This window comes from Methylobacterium sp., assembly GCF_019745455.1.
In the GTDB taxonomy this organism is placed as follows: Bacteria; Pseudomonadota; Alphaproteobacteria; order Rhizobiales; family Beijerinckiaceae; genus Methylobacterium.
The window spans coordinates 25274-41784 of the sequence record NZ_JAIETD010000026.1 but is presented as its reverse complement, the minus strand read 5'-3'; the positions used below and the strand labels follow the sequence as shown (position 1 = coordinate 41784).

Below are 16511 nucleotides of genomic sequence, written 5' to 3'. Positions count from 1 at the left end.
CTAGACCTCTCCAAGATCGAGTCCGGAACCGTTTCGCTCGAACTTGGCAACGTCGCCGTGCAGGACCTCGTCGATCACCTCGACCGCACCTTCCGGCAAGTCGCCGAAGAGCGCGCACTCGGCTTCACGATCCAGGTCGCGCCCGGCCTGCCCGCGGGGGTGCGTACCGACTCCAAGCGCCTGCAGCAGGTGCTGCGCAACCTGCTCTCGAATGCCTTCAAGTTCACCGAGAGCGGCAGCGTGACCCTCAAGATCGGGTCGGCCGAGGGATCGCCGCTGCGCACCAGCAGCCAGTGGATGGCCTTCTCGGTGCGGGACACAGGGATCGGCATCCCGGAGGAGAAGCAGCGCATCGTCTTCGAGGCGTTCCAGCAGGCGGACGGTACCACCAGCCGGAAATACGGCGGGACAGGTCTCGGCTTGGCGATCAGCCGCGAGATCGCCCGGCTTCTCGGTGGCGAGATCGTCCTGGAGAGCCGCCCTGGCCAGGGCAGCACATTCACGCTCTTCCTCCCCTTCGAACCCCCGGTGAACGCCGGGACGAATGGCTCGGTTGACGTTGGCGAGGTCAGCGGGTCGCTGCCCCCACATAGCCGCCAGCCCTCCACCGCCATGGCGCTGTCGTCCTCGGCCGACGACCGGCACGTCATCCACCAGCGGGATCACATCGTCCTGATCGTGGAGGACGACGCGATGTTCGCATCCGTCCTCCTGGAACTTGCACGCGAGCGAGGCTTCAAAGGCCTGATCGCACAGGACGGGGCGGCAGCACTAGCGCTGGCCCACCGCTACAAGCCCCATGCCATCACCCTCGATATCGGATTGCCCGACATGGACGGCTGGGCCCTGCTCGACCTCCTGAAAAACGATCCCAGGACGCGGCACATTCCGATCCATGTCATTTCGGTCAACGACGAGAAGAAGCGAGGGCTCAAGGCGGGTGCGTTCGGGTTCCTCGAGAAGCCGGTGGATCGCGAAGGCCTGCTGAAGGCACTCGAGCGGTCGAAGGAGTTCATCACCCGCCCGGTCCGGAACCTCCTTCTCGTCGAGGACGACGAAAACCAGCGCGCCAGCATCACGGCTCTGCTCGACATGGAGGATGTGAAGGTCTTCGGCGTCGGCACCGCCGCGGCCGCCCTTGAGGCAGTAAATGGCGGCCGCTTCGATTGCGCAATCGTCGATCTCGGACTGCCCGACATGAACGGTTCGGAACTCATCCAGCAGATCCGGGCGTTGCAGGGAGGCGAGGAGCTACCGATCATCGTCTATACGGGCCAGGAACTGACCTCCGCGGAGGAGCACCAACTGAAGCAGACCGCCTCAACCATCATCGTCAAGGACACGCTATCGTCCGAGAGACTCTTGGACGAGACGGCTCTGTTCCTGCACCGCGCCCTCGGCAACCTTCCCGGTCATGACCAGATTTTGGTGGACCGACGCGATCCCCAGTCATTGGAAGGTTGCCGGGTCATTCTCGTCGACGACGACCTGCGCAACATCTTCTCACTCACCAGCGCGCTTGAAGAGTATGGCCTGACTGTCCTGTTCGCTGAGAACGGTCGTGATGGAATCGAACTCCTGAAGGCCAATCCCAACGTCGATGCGATGCTGGTCGACATCATGATGCCGGGAATGGACGGCTACGAGACGATGCGCGAGGTTCGCAGCCACCATGCCTTCCGCGCCATACCCCTGATCGCCGTGACCGCGAAGGCCATGAAGGGTGATCGGGAGAAGTGCTTGGAGGCCGGGGCCTCGGACTACGTGTCCAAGCCTATCGACATGGATCAACTCCTGGCCGTGCTGCGCGTTCAGCTTGAACAGCGCGCTTCCGCGGCGAACAGGGACGGGCTCGGGCTGAATGGGGCGGCGGTCGCGGGACCGTCCCAATGACAGGGTTTTCAATGCATCCGTCATCGGAGCCGGAAATTTCGGACGCGATGGCGGACGACGGAACCCCGAACCTTATCCCCGCCAAGATCCTGATCGTCGACGACGATCGGCGTAACTTGCTCGCCGCCTCGGAGGTGCTCAACGAGACCGGACTCGACCTCGTCCTGGTGGATACGCCGGAAGAGGCGCTGAGGCGGACTTTGCGTGAGGACTTCGCGTTGATCCTCCTCGACGTGCAGATGCCCCGCATGGACGGCTACGAGGTCGCTGCGCTGATCCGGAGCCGCCCGAGAACCTCCGGAGTTCCGATCCTGTTCCTGACCGCCCATAACAAGGACGACATCCACATCTTTCGCGGCTACTCGGCGGGCGCCGTGGATTACGTCTTCAAGCCGATCCAACCCCTGATCCTGAAGTCGAAGGTCGGCGTCTTCGTCGACCTGTATCGTAAGACCGAAGAGATCCGGCAGAAGGCCGCCGCCGAAAAGCAACTGCTTCTCGACAACCTTCGGGTGCGCGGCGAGAAGCTCGAGGCCGAACGGGCGCTGCGCCGGGGCGAACAACATCAGGCCGCAGTGCTCCGCAGCCTCCCCATTGCGCTTTACACAACCGTACTCGGGGAATCCGACCGAAGCCTGCACTTTACGAGCGACAGCATCAAGCGCATCACCGGCTTTCCCAGCGAAGCATTCCGCGAGCCGGGATTCTGGCAGGCGCACCTGAATGCAGAGGACCGGGACCAAGTCCTCGACGCACTCCGATCCGTCGCCGAGACCGGCACGGTGGCGCTGGAATATCGCTGGCGTCATGCCGACGGGACCGAACGACACATCCTCGACCAGATCGTCGTGAACCGTAGCGACGACGAGGGGCCCTCGGAACTGTTCGGAATGTGGTTTGATGTAACCGAACGGAAGGATCTGGAGCTCAGCCTATTCCACGCCTCGAAGCTGGAGGCTGTCGGACGCTTGACTGGCGGCATCGCGCACGACTTCAACAACATGCTGAGTATCGTCATCGGTAACCTCGATCTGCTGCAAGGCTCGATCCGGGCAGACGAGAAGGCGCATCAACGCGTCCAGAACGCGATCGAGGGCGCTCAGCGCTGTGTCGAACTCACCAGTCGACTACTGACGTTCTCGCGGCGGTCACCCCTGCAGCCGTCGGCTTTGGATCTCGCCGCCTTCATGCCGGGGCTGGTCAAGCTCTTGCACCGCACTTTGGGCGAGCGCGTCAGCCTGAACCTCGCGATGGATGAGGCACTTCCGACAATCTGCGTCGATCATGCTCAGCTTGAGGCCGCCCTGATCAATCTCGCCGTTAATGCCCGCGATGCCATGCCGGAAGGCGGCAGCCTCGCTATATCGGTTCGGCTCCGCGACGACGCCACAGGCGATGACGATTTCGTCGGTGAGAATTCCGCGGGCAGATTCGTCGCGATCACTGTTTCCGACACCGGCACCGGTATGCCGCCTTCAGTCCTAGATCGAGTCTTCGAGCCGTTTTTCACGACCAAGGAGGCAGGGAAGGGCACGGGGCTCGGCCTCAGTATGGTGCATGGCTTCGTTCAGCAGAGCGGAGGCACGATTGCGGCCGAGAGTGTGATTGGACGTGGGACGAGCATCACACTGTCATTGCCGGCCACTGACCAGGAAAAACGTAGCCGAGTAACACCACTCGTCACCGATCGTTCTACGGCACTTCAGGGTGGCGGCCAGAGCATTCTCATTGTCGAAGACGACGCCGATGTTCGCCGAACTGCAATTGCGGCCTTTGAAGCCTTAGAATTTACAGTCCAGGAAGCCTGTAACGGAGATGAGGCCTTAGGAATCTTGGAGCAGGAGCCGGGTATCAGTCTCGTGTTCACCGATGTGAACATGCCTGGTTCTCTCACGGGTTTAGAGTTAGGTCGCCTCGTGAGGGAGAGATGGCCACATATTCACGTGGTTCTCACTTCAGGGTACTTACGCGAGGAGCAGGACGCGAGCGATTTTGACCTTCTACAAAAACCCTATCGTGCAGCAGAACTTGTCACCAAGTTGCGAGAGAAGCTGTTTTCGAAAACTGCAATTTAGATTTTTGTTTTTTGTTGTAAAAAGCTCAGATACTGAATTCATTGAGTAGTGATGACAATGTGGCAGTCGCACTGCCGACGCGATTCTCGAGGTGATCATGCTGGGGAAAGCAGTCCTGACCTACTTCGGTCCTTATCCAGGGCTGAATCTTGGAAGGCATGAGACCTCATCATGAACGACAAAAGTCCCACAGGCAGCCATGATAATTTTCAATAGCTCCAACTCGTTCTCAGCTTCCTGAAGAGTCATGAACCCTCGCCGGGCATAGACCGATTTTGAGCCCAGGACCACGACTGGGTCGAAGCGCCCGTCAGGTCGATCAGCAATCTGGCGAATCACGCTCTGCGCCATGACGCGATCTGCGCACGTCGCTGCTTGTAAGTTTCAAAGAAGATCGAGACCTCGCGCTCGTTACGATCCAGGCGAGTTGTTGCGGCAATGACCTCAGCAAGTCGAGGCTGTAAGATCGAAGTCGGTTGACGAGGCAAGAGCACGACCGTCCCGCGCGGTAACCCGCACCGCCACGGTATTGACGCCATCGAGCCGCTCGACCCTGAGTACGCTGGCGATAGACAAAGCGACGGGTCGCGTGGTGCGGGACGCATGGTGTCTGATACGGACGGCTCCAGCACCTGCTTTATCGCGCCTCCTATCAGCAGGCGGCCACGCATAAGTTAATTCAAGAGTTCAGCTTAGCCCCTAGCGTGCTCACGACCGCTCGAGCTCAGGGCCTATGACTGCGGAAATCTTAATCCAGGGCGTAAATTCTGAGGACGGACCGCGCTGCTATCGAGCTGTTGCTCTCTATAAAGATGGCCGCATTCTGCATGAAGTCACCTTTTCAGCCCACGGAGACGAGTCTGCGCTGGTGATTGCCAAGAGCATGGTTGACAGCCACGCCATCGACCTCTGGGAGGGCCTACGCTTTATCGAACAGTTTGAACCGGCAAACAGAGATGCGTGACGAGCGTCAGTACTTCGTCATCGGAGCGGGCGCGAGGCTCGCCTACCTCACTGTTGGTCCTGAACAGATCGAAGTGCGTCAGGGTTGATGTCCAGATCACGCGGAGGCGGGGTATGGGCGAGGCAGACGAGGACACTTCTGCCATTTCAAGCATCCTGATCGCGAAGGCCGAAGCGCACCGGGTTGATCAAATGCTGCGCATTGCCGGTCTCGACTCGGATGATCAACCGTTCGATCAAGCCGAGCGGGTTCCAAAGGCGATCGAGGGGCTGGTGTCCTCAATGCGAGCATGACGGTACTACGCGACCACGAGGCTCAGGGTACGGGTGGCGGGTGCGAGTTCGACCCGGCGGCCCCATTCGAGGGCGATGAAGTCCTGCTCCATCCCGTCGGCGAAGAGTACGCCGCCCTCGTTCATCCGCGATGTGACGGCGACCGCCGCGCTCGAAACCTTTCCGGCACGCAACACCGTGCCGGTGGCTAGGCTCGGGAATGGCTCGCGCACCCAGTAGCCGACCGCCGCCTCCTCGGCACCGATCGGAATTGTAAGATGTGTCGCCTCTCCGATCGAGCGGGCCCAGCCTGTCAGGCCGGTTCCCGAGGCGACGATGAGGCCGCTCGACGACTGATCTTCGGCAACGCCGCCGGCCTCGATCCTGTAGCGCGCCGATTGGTGGCTGCGATGGCCGACGAAGATCTCGTTCAGCGCCAGCAGCGTCTGGCCGTCGTCGAGCACCGCCTGCACCATGGTCCGCCGCTCGATGTCGACGGCCCCGGCGGCGCTGGCGGGGAGCAGGCGACCGAGGCGCTCCACAGCGACACGCGCCAGCACGCCGTCGTAGAGGTCGGGCGCGGGATTGACGCCGATCACCGGCTGATCGCGGAGGTACTTCGCGACATTGGCGACCAGCCCGTCCTGGCCGACCGCGACGATGACGTCTTCCGGCGCGAACAGGAAGCGGTCGAGATCGGCCCGCCGCGCCAGAGCCTGCCGCCACTCCGCGGGCACGCAAGCCCGCGCCTCCCCGAGCACCGCCTGGAAGCGCGTGTGTCGCGCTTCGATCTCGGCGAGACTCTGACCGCGGCTCTCCAGGAAGAACCGGGCCTGGCCGCGGGTGGCATGCCGGGCGAGGAGCGCCTCGTAGTCGGTGTCCCGGATCACGAAGACGGCGCGCGGTGTGACGACCGGCATGACGAGCCCTCAGCGCGAGGCCGCCGCCGGCAGGGCCGACCTGCGGAACTCGCCGAGTGCGGCCGCGAGCAGGTCGGGCGTGACGTTGACGTGCTCGATCGTCTCCAGTTTTCCGGCGAGCTCGCGGGCGGCCAGCCCGAGGAGGACGGCCGGCGAAAGCTCGCGGTAGATCGCGACCCGCTGCAGCTCGGCTTCGGCCCTGGCTCCCTCGACGAGGCGGATGCGCTCCGCCTCGGCGCTGGCCTCCAATCCCTGCGCTTCGGCGAGGCCGGCGGCGCGGTCGCGGGCATTCTCCGCTTCCCGCGCGATGAGCAGCGTCTCGCGCCGGGCGAGCTCCGTCCTCGTCTCCAGCTCGTTCTCGGCGATGGCCCGCTCCTTCTCGACCGCGAGCGCGCGGCGGGAGAAGGTCGCCGCGTCGGCCTTCTGCTGGAGGGCCTCGAAGGTCGGCGTCTGCAAAGCGCGTTCGAGCTCGCTGGTCGGCGAGATGTTGGTGAGCCGAACCGAGACCACGGCGACGCCGATCTCGGCCAAGGCCGGGGCTGCCCCGAGGACGGTTTCGAGCGCGACGCGCAACGGTTCGGGGCCGGCATCCAGCAGCGCGCCGACCGGGTTCGCGCCGATCTGCTGCAGCACCGCCTGGCCGGCGATGCCGCTGAGGCGTGCCTCTATGCGCTCGATCGGCTCGCCCTGCGACTTGCCGGTTCGCAAATCGATCGAGAAGTCGATGCGGGTCGCCAGCACTTGCGGATCGACGACACGCCATCCGATCGTCCCCTGCACGACGACCGTCTGGAAGTCCCGGCTGCGGCCGCGCACGAACAGCGTCATCTCGCGGTCGTCCATGGGCACCTCGCTGATGCTCGCGGTCTCCGGCCGGAACCAGAAGACCAGCCCTCGGCCACTCTGCCGGACGCGGCCGTTGCGGTAGCGGATGAGGTGGCTGCTCGCTTCGCTCCGGAGCTGAGCGATCGGGCCGAGGTTGCGGATCGTAGCCATGGAACCCTCTTCTAGGGGGTGGAGACCGGGATCAGAGCGGCTTCTGGAAACGGTAGAGTTCGGCCGGACGGAACGACGTGCCGGCTTCGCGTGCGCCGGTCGGCACGAGCCAGCCCCGGTCCAGCATCCGGCGGCGGAAGGCCGGCTTGTTGAGCGGCGTGCCGAGGATCGCCTCGTGCACGTCCTGCAGCTGGCGCAGGGTGAATTGCTCGGGCAGCAGCGCGAAGCCGACATCGGAATAGTCGAGCTTTCCCCGCAGCCGCAGGATCGCAAGGGCGAGGATGTCGGCGTGATCGAAGGCGAACGACAGGGGCGCGCGCTCGTCCCAATCGCCGGCCAAGTACGCCGCGACGGGGCCGCCCGCCTCGCCGGTCCAGGGCACCTCGATGACCGCCGCCGACAGCCCCGCCCCGCCCGCCAGCGACTGAGTGAAAGCTGCCTCCGGCATGAGCGTGAGATAGGCGACCGTGACGATGCGCATGCGCGGGTCTCGGTCGACGGCACCGAAGGTGTAGAGCTGTTCGAGGCGCGTGCCGGATCCCTCGGCGATGCCGGCCTTCTCTTGAAGAACCCGGCCGGCCGCTGCGTCGAGGGTCTCGTCGAGGCCGACGAAGCTGCCGGGAAACGCCCAGCGCCCCGCATGCGGATGCCAGCTGCGTTTCATCAGGAGAACGGCCGGGCGCCCCTCGAGAAGCCCTAGCAGAACGAGGTCGACTGTCAGCGCGGGCCGCTCGAAGGCAGCGGGATCGTAGGCTTCGAGAAAGGCGTCCTCGCTCACGGCGCCACCATATATCTAACTTGCATCTAACTAATATGCAGATTGAATATATGTCAAGCGATCCTTCTTTGCGGCGAGACCGAATGGCACTTCGCGCCCTCCGCCTCACCACCGACGGTGCAGAAGAATTGACGGTGCAGACGGGGTCGCGCGCAAAACCAGGTCTGGCTTATCCATGCCCCTGGCGAAGGCGGCCGACGCCTCCCGATCAGGGAGATGTCACAGGCGCACGATCACGATACGCGCCGTCGTCGGTCTGCTCGTCAGCGCCGCTCCGGCCTTTTCGGAGGAGCGGGAGGCTGCCACGGGCGAACGCGGCAAACAGGAATTCATCGGCCTCGATGGCGACAATGGCGGTGACTACTACAATGGCCGCAACTCGGGCCGATACTGCCTCCACCGCACGTCCGACGTGTTCAACCGCTCCACCGGGTATCCGCGCGGAGGATCGGCGGGTGCGCTGAATTCCGGTGCGACCTCGGAAGCCGGTACTGCGGTGAGCCGGCGCGGCGCGTCACAGGGCGGTCGCTACAGCCTCGATCGCCATACCCTGACGCTGATCGGCGACGATGGACGGAGCCCGCGGGCTCTCTTCGCCTACGGCTCGCAGGAGCACCCGCCGCAGCCGGGTCCGAATGCCTGCTCGCGCCAGGGCAGGAGCGAGGAGGGCGCGGCCCACCAGCGCGGCACCCGCTATCAAGGCGGACGGCATGCCTCAACCAGACCAGATGATCATCGACGATTTCCTTCGGCTCGCAATGGCTTCTCGATCGGAGTGCCGTCCGGTCTGCCAGACCGCTTTTGGGTTCGGCGATACAGTGGAACGCCCAGACGCCTTCTTACGGTGGTCCGAAGGCGCGGCGCGAACTGTGGGGGTTCGGTGCTCGGCCGCCACGCCCTCAGAACGCGCGTTGGCGCGGCGGGGGCCGAACATATCCCTGCGCCAAAGGAGCAAATACCCAATCGATGCAAAAAGCCCGGTGCCGTCGAGCTTGCCCGTCAAGCTGAATGGCCTATCTTGCGGTCGGCCCAGATTCGAGTTCCGGAAACTAAGCCGCTCCGCTGCATGAACCTGACCATCGCTCAGATCCTGGATCTCGCCCCTGACGCGGGAAGCCGCAAGTCGGGCCTGGATCAGGCCAAATCCGGCAAGTGGAGCGCAGTCGGCCGGGACGGATCGGTGATCTGAGGGGAGATCAAGGGCAGCGGCGCAAGCCCGTACCGCACCGTGGCGGATCTCGCCGGTCCGGCCTCAAAATGCACCTGCCCGAGCCGGAAGTTTCCCTGCAAGCATGCGCTCGGCCTGATGCTCGCCGATGCCGCCGCGCCGATCGACGCGGCTGCGCCGCCGGATTGGGTCGTGGCCTGGACCAGCGGCCGCGAGTCGCGCGCGGCAACGGCAGAGACCAAAGCGCGCGAGCCGCAGAAGCCGGTGGACGAGAAGGCGCAAGCCAAGCGCCGGCAGGCGCGCGAGGAGCGCGTCGCAACGGCGCTGGATGAGCTCGATCTCTGGCTGCGCGACCTGATGCGGCGCGGCCTCGCCGCTGCGCGGTCAGAACCTTACGCCTTCTGGGACCGGATCGCGGGTCGTCTCGTGGACGGGCAGGCCCCCGGCCTCGCGCGGCGCGTGCGCGCCTTGCCGGGCATCGCCGCGGCGGCACCGGCGGCCGGCGCGCCTCGGCGCGAAGAAGCGTTGGCGCTGGGGATCGGCCGGCTCGCGCTGCTGATCCAGGCGTTCCGGCGGCTCGATGCGCTCGCGCCCGAACAGGCGGCCGCCGTTCGGGCCGCGATCGGCTATCCCGTCACCGCCGACGAGATGGCGGCGCGGCCCGACCGATCCGACGAGTGGGCGGTGCTCGCTCACGCTGTCGAGGACGAGGATCGGCTCACCGCCCGCTCCCTCTGGCTTGTCGGGCGGAGAACGGGGGCGGTGGCACAGATCGTGGATTACGGCGCGCCGGGTTCGCCCTTGCCGGCGGTCCCGGCAGCGGGCCAGGATTTCTGCGGGGCGCTCGCCTTCCAACCGGGTGAACCGCCGCTGCGGGCGGTCTTCCGCGACGGCCGGGCCGTTGCCTCGGCCACGGGATCTCTGCCGGGCGGAACTTCCGTGGCGCAGGCCCTCGACGGTTTCGCCGAAGTGCTCGCCTGCGCGCCCTGGACGGAATCCTGGCCGCTGCGCCTCACCAATGTGCGTTTCGGGCATCTGCCGCGCGAGACCCCGGAGGCGCCCGCCTTCGGAATCGGCGATGCCACCGGATGCCTCGCTCTGCGGGCCGACCCACGCCTACCCGCCCTCGTCGCTGTCGCGGCGGGGGCGCCGGTCGACCTGTTCGGGACTTACGACGGCTTCGGCCTCTCTCCCCTTGCCCTTGTGGCGGATGGGCGCCTCTACGCGGTGCCGGCTCAGGACCCGCGGCCCGTCCTGATGCGGGCGGCCTGATGGGTTTGGGGACGGAGGCCGTGCCCGGCTCGGCCTGGGAGAGCGCGATCGCCGCGGCCCTGATCGGGGCCGAGCGCGCCCCGCCAGTGCCGCCCGGCGGCCCGCTCGCCGATTTTGCTTTCGATGACGATACAGGTGCGCGTCTGCTTTCGCAGCTTGCCGCGAACGGGGTTCACCACCTCGCCGGTGCCGGGCGGTCCGCCGAAGCGCTCGTTCCTCTATCGCCGCGCGCCGGAAGCGGCCCGGAATGCCCACCGGCTGCCGCGACGCGGCTCACCCTGCTGCTCGCCGCCGGCGCGGGGGAGCGGGCGCGGTTGAAGGAATGGTGCGATCTCGCCGCAGCGGCGGGCGTGCGCGCGCCTGTCTGGCTCCTGCCGGCGCTGGCTCCCTTTCGCCGGGATGTGCCGTCGGTCGAGGCGATCGCCGGCCCCGAACTCGATTGGCTGGCACGCGCCTGCGGAGGGGCCGAGGACACGGTTCCGCCAGCAGCGGATTGGATGGATGGCAGCGAGAACGAACGCGCAGCCGCCTTCACGGCTTTCCGCCAGCGCGATCCGGGCGCCGCCCGCGCCGCTCTGGAGGCTGGGTTCAAGGCCGAGAAGGCGTCCATGCGCGAAGCCCTCGTCCGCGCGCTGCAGGTCGGGCTCTCGGAGAACGACGAGCCCTTCCTCGAAGCCTGTCTCGACGACCGGGCAGGGGGCGTGCGCGAGGCCGCGCAGCGCCTGCTACCGCTGCTGCAGGGCTCCCGCTACGCCGCCCGCATGGCGGAGCGGGCGCGCGCCGCGCTCAGTATCGAGAGCAAGAGCCGATTCCTGCGCAGCGCGACGCATTCGCTCGTCGTGACCCTGCCGGAGGAGAGTCCCGACCTCGCCCGTGACGGCGTGGCGCCGAACAGTTGGGAGAGAAGCGGCGGCGGCACCCGGGCGGGACTTCTGTGCGCGATCCTGGCGCGCGCTCCGCTCAGCGCCTTCTCCGATCATCCGCCGCGGCTCTGGATCGAGCTGGCCCTGCGCAGCGAATGGGCTGAGCCGGTCTTCGACGGGCTCCTGTCGGCTACCCGGCGCACGCTCGACCCGGATTGGACACGGGCCACGGCCGACCTTCTGGCCGATGCCTACGCGGAGAAGGTATCGGGGATCCGGCGCACCGACCAACTCCTCGGGCTTTGGGTACGGGCTGTCGAGTTCCTGCCGGCCGCCGAGTGGGAGGACCGGGTCGGCGACCTGATCCGGGCTCGCAAGATCGAGCTGGTCCTCGCCATGATCGCCGAGGGGCCGGAGGCCTTCTCCCAGTCGTTCAGTGACGCGCTGCTCGACTGGCTCGCCTTCGTCACCCGAGGCTCGGCCGCCCTGCGGCGCGACCTCGCCAAGCCCTGGGTCATCGAGCGGCTCGGCGAGCGTCTCTGGCCGAGCGAGAACGCCGCGGCGGCGGCCTCCGCGATCCTGGCGCGGCTTTCCGAGGATGCCGACGATACGCGCCTCAGCGCGAAGTTCGCGCGGCTCGCCGAGACGATCGAGCTGCGCACCGCCATGCGCCGTGAATTCGCATGACGGATATCCATCGATGGAGATCGCCGCACGATGACCACGAACGGAGATAAAACCGCGCAGCTGCGCCGGGCCGCCGAGGACGCATTCGCCGAGGAACTGGCGGCCCTGAGGACGTCCGACGGCCGCCCTCGGCCGCCGAACTGGCAGATGTCGCCGCAGGCCGTCGTCACCTACCTGATGGGCGGGCGCCTTCCCTCCGGATTCGAGGTCAGTCCGAAATATATCGGCGACCGGCGCCTCATGGAGATCGCGGTGGCGACGCTCGCCACCGACCGGGCGCTGCTGCTGCTCGGCGTGCCCGGCACGGCCAAGAGCTGGGTCAGCGAGCATCTGGCGGCTGCGATCTGCGGCACCTCGCGGCTCATCGTGCAGGGCACGGCGGGCACCAGCGAGGAGGCGATCCGCTACGGCTGGAACTATGCGCTGCTGCTCGCCAAGGGTCCGAGCCGCGAGGCGGTGGTGAGCTCGCCGATCATGCGGGCGATGAACGAGGGCCGCATTGCACGGGTCGAGGAGCTGACCCGCATTCCGTCCGAGACCCAGGACAGCTTCATCACCGTCCTCTCCGAGAAGACTCTGCCGATTCCGGAACTGAACGAAGAGGTGTCGGCGCAGAAGGGCTTCAACCTGATCGCCACGGCGAACAACCGCGACCGGGGCGTGAACGAATTGTCGAGCGCGCTCAAGCGCCGCTTCAATACGGTGGTGCTGCCCCCGCCGGCCACGATCGAAGCCGAGATCGCCATCGTCGAGAGCCGCGTCGCCTCGCTCGGCCGCACCTTCGAGATTCCGGCGGAGCCTCCGGGCGCCGCCGAGATCCGCCGCGTCGTCACGATCTTCCGCGAGCTGCGCGAGGGCGTGACCGCGGACGGCAAGAGCAAGGTGAAGCAGCCCTCCGGCACTCTCTCGACGGCCGAGGCGATCAGCGTCGTCGGCAGCGGCCTGGCGCTCGCCGCGCATTTCGGCAACGGCCGCCTCTCGGCCGAGGACCTCGTCTCCGGAATCACCGGGGCGGTGGTGAAGGACCCGGTGCAGGATGCCATCGTCTGGCGCGAGTACCTGGAGACGGTCGTCAAGGAGCGCGCCGACTGGAAAGAGTTCTACAGGGCCGCACGCGCCGGCGCGTGAGGGAGCCCCGGCATGGCTGAGATCCAGATCTACGGCATTCGCCATCACGGGCCGGGTTCGACCCGCTCCCTGCGCGCGGCGCTCAACGCCTTCCGGCCGGATTGCCTGCTGATCGAGGGGCCGCCGGATGCGGACGACCTGATCGGGCTGGCGAGCCACGAGGGGATGGTCCCGCCCGTCGCGCTCCTCGTCTACCGCCCCGACCGGCCGCGGGATTGTGCCTTCTTTCCCTTCGCCGCCTTCTCGCCCGAATGGGTGGCGATGCGGTACGGGATCGAGGCCGGCGCGTCACTGCGCTTCATCGACCTGCCTCACGCGATCCAGCTCGCCGACGGCTTCGGGGTCGCACGCGGCGAGTCCGCGCCGCCCGATATCGAACCCCACGCTTCGGCGGCCGACGCCCCATCCGAGGAGGTCACGGCCGTCGCCCCCGCCGCCATCCGTCGCGATCCGCTCGGAGAGCTGGCTGAGGCCGCCGGCTTCCCGGATGGCGAGCGCTGGTGGGACGCATTCATCGAGAGCCGCGCGGGCGAGGACGGCGACGTCTTCGCCGCGATTGCGGAGGCAATGACGGCCCTGCGCGAGGAAGCCGAGCCCGATCCGGACGACGCCTTCCGCGAGGAGGCACGCGAGGCGCATATGCGCGCGGCCATCCGCGCGGCCAGCAAGACGTTCGAGCGCGTGGCCGTGATCTGCGGCGCCTGGCACGTTCCGGCCCTCCTTCGCCACGACGCGCGCGGGCAGGCCGGCGCGGATGCGGCGACCCTCAAGGGCCTGCCGAAGACGAAGGTCGCCGCCGCCTGGGCGCCCTGGTCCTACGAGCGGCTGGCGACGGCCTCGGGCTACCGCGCGGGGGTGCTCTCGCCCGAATGGTACGACACCCTCTGGAACCATGGCGGGCAGGTCTCGGCCCGTTGGCTCTCCCGCGCTGCGGCGCTGCTGCGGGCCGAGGATCTCGACGCCTCTCCGGCCTCGGTGATCGAGGCTGCGCGGCTCGCCGAGGCGCTCGCGGGTTTTCGCGGGCGGGCCCGTCCGTCGCTGGAGGACCTCGACGAGGCCGCGCGGGCCACCCTGTGCTTTGCCGACGACGCGCCGATGCGGCTGATCCGGCGCAAGCTCGTCATCGGCGAGCGCCTCGGCGCGACGCCACCTGACAGCTCCGGCACTCCAGTCGAGGCCGACTTCGCGGCACAGTGCAAGCGCCTGCGACTGAAGCCGGGCGCGGATGCCGGCGAGATCACCCTCGATCTGCGTAAGGAGACGGACCTCGGGAAGAGCCACTTCCTCAACCGCCTGCGCCTCCTCGGCATTCCCTGGGGCGAGCGGCGACAGGCCCGCGGGCGCGGCACCTTCAAGGAGGCCTGGTTCCTCTCCTGGAAACCAGAATGGGTGGTGGAGCTGGTCGCCGCCTCCGCCGAGGGCGGCACCGTGGCCGAAGCCGCCGCCGGACGCGTGCGGGAGCACGCCCGCAACGCCACCCGCGTCGCCGAACTCTCCGGCTTGATCGCCACCTTGCTCGACGCGGATCTTGCGGACGCGACCGGCGACGTCATCCAGGCGATCAACGATCGTGCCGCCGTCTCGGCCGACGTGTTCGACCTCATGGAGGCGCTGCCGCCGCTCGCCGAGCTCGCCCGCTACGGTTCGGTGCGCTCCTCCGACACGGCCCCGGTGCTCGCAGTGGTCCGGGGGCTGGTACCGCGCGCGGCGGCCGGTCTCGTCGCGGCTTGCCAGAGCCTCGACGATGGTGCCGCGGCCGATGCCAGGAACCGCATCGTCGCGGTCTCGGGTGCCGTCTCGCTGCTCGAAGATCAGGACCTCAAGGCGACTTGGCAGGAGGCGCTACGAGCGCTCGCCGACCAGGAGCATGTCCACGGCCGGGTGGTCGGCCGGGCGGTGCGGCTCCTGTTCGACGATGGAATGATCGCGGCGGGCGAGGCCGGCGACCGGTTGCGCCGCGCCCTCTCCCGCGCGTCCGGCGCGATCGCGGCGGCGGCCTGGATAGAAGGGTTCCTGGAGAATAGCGGCACGGTGCTGATCCATGGCCGCGGCCTTCTCGATGTCGTCGACGAATGGCTCGGCGACCTCGATCCCGAGACCTTCGTCGAGTTGCTGCCGATCGTGCGTCGCACCTTCTCGACAATCTCCGCCCCCGAGCGCCGGGCGATCGGCGAGGCCTTGGCCCGGCCGGGCGGGGCGCCGCCCGGCGACGAGGACGGGACCCGTCTCTTCGATGCGGAGCGCGCCACCAAGGTGCTGCCGATCCTGCGTTTGTTGCTCGGGCCGGAGCCCGCGCGAGCAGCGGAAGCTGCGATCGAGGGAGACGCCACATGAGCGAGATCGAACGCCTGCGCCGCTGGCGCCTCGTTCTGGGCGGCGGCCCGGCCGACGGAACGGGTGCAGACCTCTCCGAGCACGACCTGCGCCTCGACCGGACCTTGGGCGCGCTCTACGATTCGGATCGTTCCGGCAGCCTCGGGTCCTCGTCTCCCTCCGTGCCGCGCTGGCTCGGCGACATCCGCGACTACTTTCCGAGCTCTGTCGTGCAGGTGATGCAGCGCGACGCCTTTCAGCGGCTCGACCTCAAGCGCATGCTCACCGAGCCCGAGATGCTGGAGGCAGTCCAGCCGGACGTGAACCTCGTGGCGACGCTGATCTCCATGCGCAGCCTGCTCGGCGGCCGCACCAAGGAGACCGCGCGCCTCGTCGTCCGCAAGGTCGTGGATCAACTGATGAAGCGGCTGGAGGAACCGCTGCGGCAGGCGGTGAACGGTGCGATCGACCGGGCGAGCATCAACCGCCGCCCGCGGCACGCCGAGATCGACTGGAATCGCACCATCCGGGCGAACCTGCGCCACTACCAGGCCGAGTACCGGACCATCATCCCGGAGACCCGGCTCGGCCACGGCCGCAGGAGCCGCGGCTCCCTGAAGGACGTGATCCTCTGCATCGACCAGTCCGGGTCGATGGCGAATTCGGTCGTCTATTCGAGCATCTTCGGCGCCGTGATGGCCTCGCTGCCTGCGGTCTCGACCCGGCTCGTCGTATTCGACACCGAGGTGGTCGACCTTACGGACGATATGGACGATCCGGTCGAGGTGCTGTTCTCGGTCCAGCTCGGCGGCGGCACCGACATCAACCGGGCGATGGGCTACTGCGCCTCCCGGATCACCCGGCCCGAGGATACGGTCCTGGTGCTCATCTCGGATCTCTACGAGGGCGGGGTTGAGGCTGGGCTGCTGTCACAGGCGCAGCGCCTCGTGGCAGCTGGGGTGCAGGTGGTGGCGCTCCTCGCTCTCTCGGATGAGGGCGCGCCATCTTACGACCGTTCGCTCGCCGCACGGCTCGTCGCGCTGGGAGTGCCCGCCTTCGCCTGCACGCCGGACCTGTTCCCGGATCTCATGGCGGCGGCGATCCGCAAGCAGGATCTCGGCGCCTGGGCAGCCAGCGTCGGCGCCGCGGCCGTACCCGCGGCGGAGCGTTGAAGCGACCGAT

Annotated in this window: 14 protein-coding genes; 10 read left to right on the top strand and 4 right to left on the bottom strand. The window is 67.2% G+C overall.

Annotated features, from left to right (window positions below):
* The 4 genes from K2Y56_RS05125 to K2Y56_RS05110 all read left to right on the top strand — a co-directional run.
* Positions 1-1893 (top strand): response regulator (locus K2Y56_RS05125; RefSeq protein ID WP_292505781.1); only part of this gene is annotated, 1893 nt, incomplete at its 5' end.
* Between the two features lie 47 nt (positions 1894-1940).
* Positions 1941-3968: a response regulator gene (locus K2Y56_RS05120; RefSeq protein ID WP_292505779.1), complete on the top strand. Its 2028-nt coding sequence runs from the start codon at positions 1941-1943 to the stop codon at positions 3966-3968.
* A gap of 733 nt (positions 3969-4701) precedes the next feature.
* A complete protein-coding gene (locus tag K2Y56_RS05115) occupies positions 4702-4932 on the top strand; it encodes a hypothetical protein (RefSeq protein WP_292505777.1) in 231 nt (76 codons plus the stop codon).
* A gap of 113 nt (positions 4933-5045) precedes the next feature.
* A complete protein-coding gene (locus K2Y56_RS05110; protein WP_292505776.1) occupies positions 5046-5225 on the top strand; it encodes a hypothetical protein in 180 nt (59 codons plus the stop codon).
* Positions 5226-5230: 5 nt separating this feature from the next.
* Here K2Y56_RS05110 and K2Y56_RS05105 read toward each other — a convergent pair whose 3' ends face one another.
* The 4 genes from K2Y56_RS05105 to K2Y56_RS05090 all read right to left on the bottom strand — a co-directional run bounded on the left by K2Y56_RS05105 (position 5231) and on the right by K2Y56_RS05090 (position 8610).
* Complete coding sequence (locus K2Y56_RS05105; RefSeq protein WP_292505774.1) at positions 5231-6124, bottom strand: hypothetical protein; 894 nt, start codon at positions 6122-6124, stop codon at positions 5231-5233.
* 9 nt (positions 6125-6133) lie between these two features.
* Positions 6134-7120 (bottom strand): SPFH domain-containing protein, encoded by a 987-nt coding sequence (locus K2Y56_RS05100; RefSeq protein ID WP_292505772.1) that lies wholly within the window; start codon positions 7118-7120, stop codon positions 6134-6136.
* 31 nt (positions 7121-7151) lie between these two features.
* Complete coding sequence (locus K2Y56_RS05095; protein WP_292505771.1) at positions 7152-7898, bottom strand: NUDIX domain-containing protein; 747 nt, start codon at positions 7896-7898, stop codon at positions 7152-7154.
* Positions 7899-8412: 514 nt separating this feature from the next.
* Positions 8413-8610, bottom strand: coding sequence for a hypothetical protein (locus K2Y56_RS05090; RefSeq protein WP_292505770.1), 198 nt, complete (start codon positions 8608-8610; stop codon positions 8413-8415).
* A 354-nt stretch (positions 8611-8964) separates the two neighbouring features.
* On the opposite strand from K2Y56_RS05090, the gene K2Y56_RS05085 reads away from it, so the two are divergent.
* Genes K2Y56_RS05085 through K2Y56_RS05060 form a run of 6 tightly spaced genes read left to right on the top strand, consistent with a single transcriptional unit; the run spans position 8965 to position 16501 of the window.
* Positions 8965-9087 carry a hypothetical protein gene (locus K2Y56_RS05085; RefSeq protein WP_292505768.1) on the top strand — a complete coding sequence of 41 codons (123 nt, stop codon included), beginning with the start codon at positions 8965-8967 and terminating at the stop codon, positions 9085-9087.
* Positions 9088-9126: 39 nt separating this feature from the next.
* Positions 9127-10338: an SWIM zinc finger family protein gene (locus tag K2Y56_RS05080; protein ID WP_292505766.1), complete on the top strand. Its 1212-nt coding sequence runs from the start codon at positions 9127-9129 to the stop codon at positions 10336-10338.
* Entirely contained in the window at positions 10338-11888 is a 1551-nt protein-coding gene (locus K2Y56_RS05075) for a DUF5691 domain-containing protein (protein ID WP_292505765.1), read from the top strand. The genes K2Y56_RS05080 and K2Y56_RS05075 overlap by 1 nt, the downstream gene beginning before the upstream one ends.
* A 30-nt stretch (positions 11889-11918) precedes the next feature.
* The gene (locus K2Y56_RS05070; protein WP_292505763.1) at positions 11919-13016 is read left to right on the top strand and encodes an AAA family ATPase; all 1098 of its coding nucleotides are present in this window, start codon (positions 11919-11921) and stop codon (positions 13014-13016) included.
* Between the two features lie 12 nt (positions 13017-13028).
* Positions 13029-15350 carry a DUF5682 family protein gene (locus K2Y56_RS05065; RefSeq protein ID WP_292505761.1) on the top strand — a complete coding sequence of 774 codons (2322 nt, stop codon included), beginning with the start codon at positions 13029-13031 and terminating at the stop codon, positions 15348-15350.
* The gene (locus K2Y56_RS05060) at positions 15347-16501 is read left to right on the top strand and encodes a VWA domain-containing protein (protein ID WP_292505760.1); all 1155 of its coding nucleotides are present in this window, start codon (positions 15347-15349) and stop codon (positions 16499-16501) included. The genes K2Y56_RS05065 and K2Y56_RS05060 overlap by 4 nt, the downstream gene beginning before the upstream one ends.
* Positions 16502-16511 lie beyond the last annotated feature (10 nt).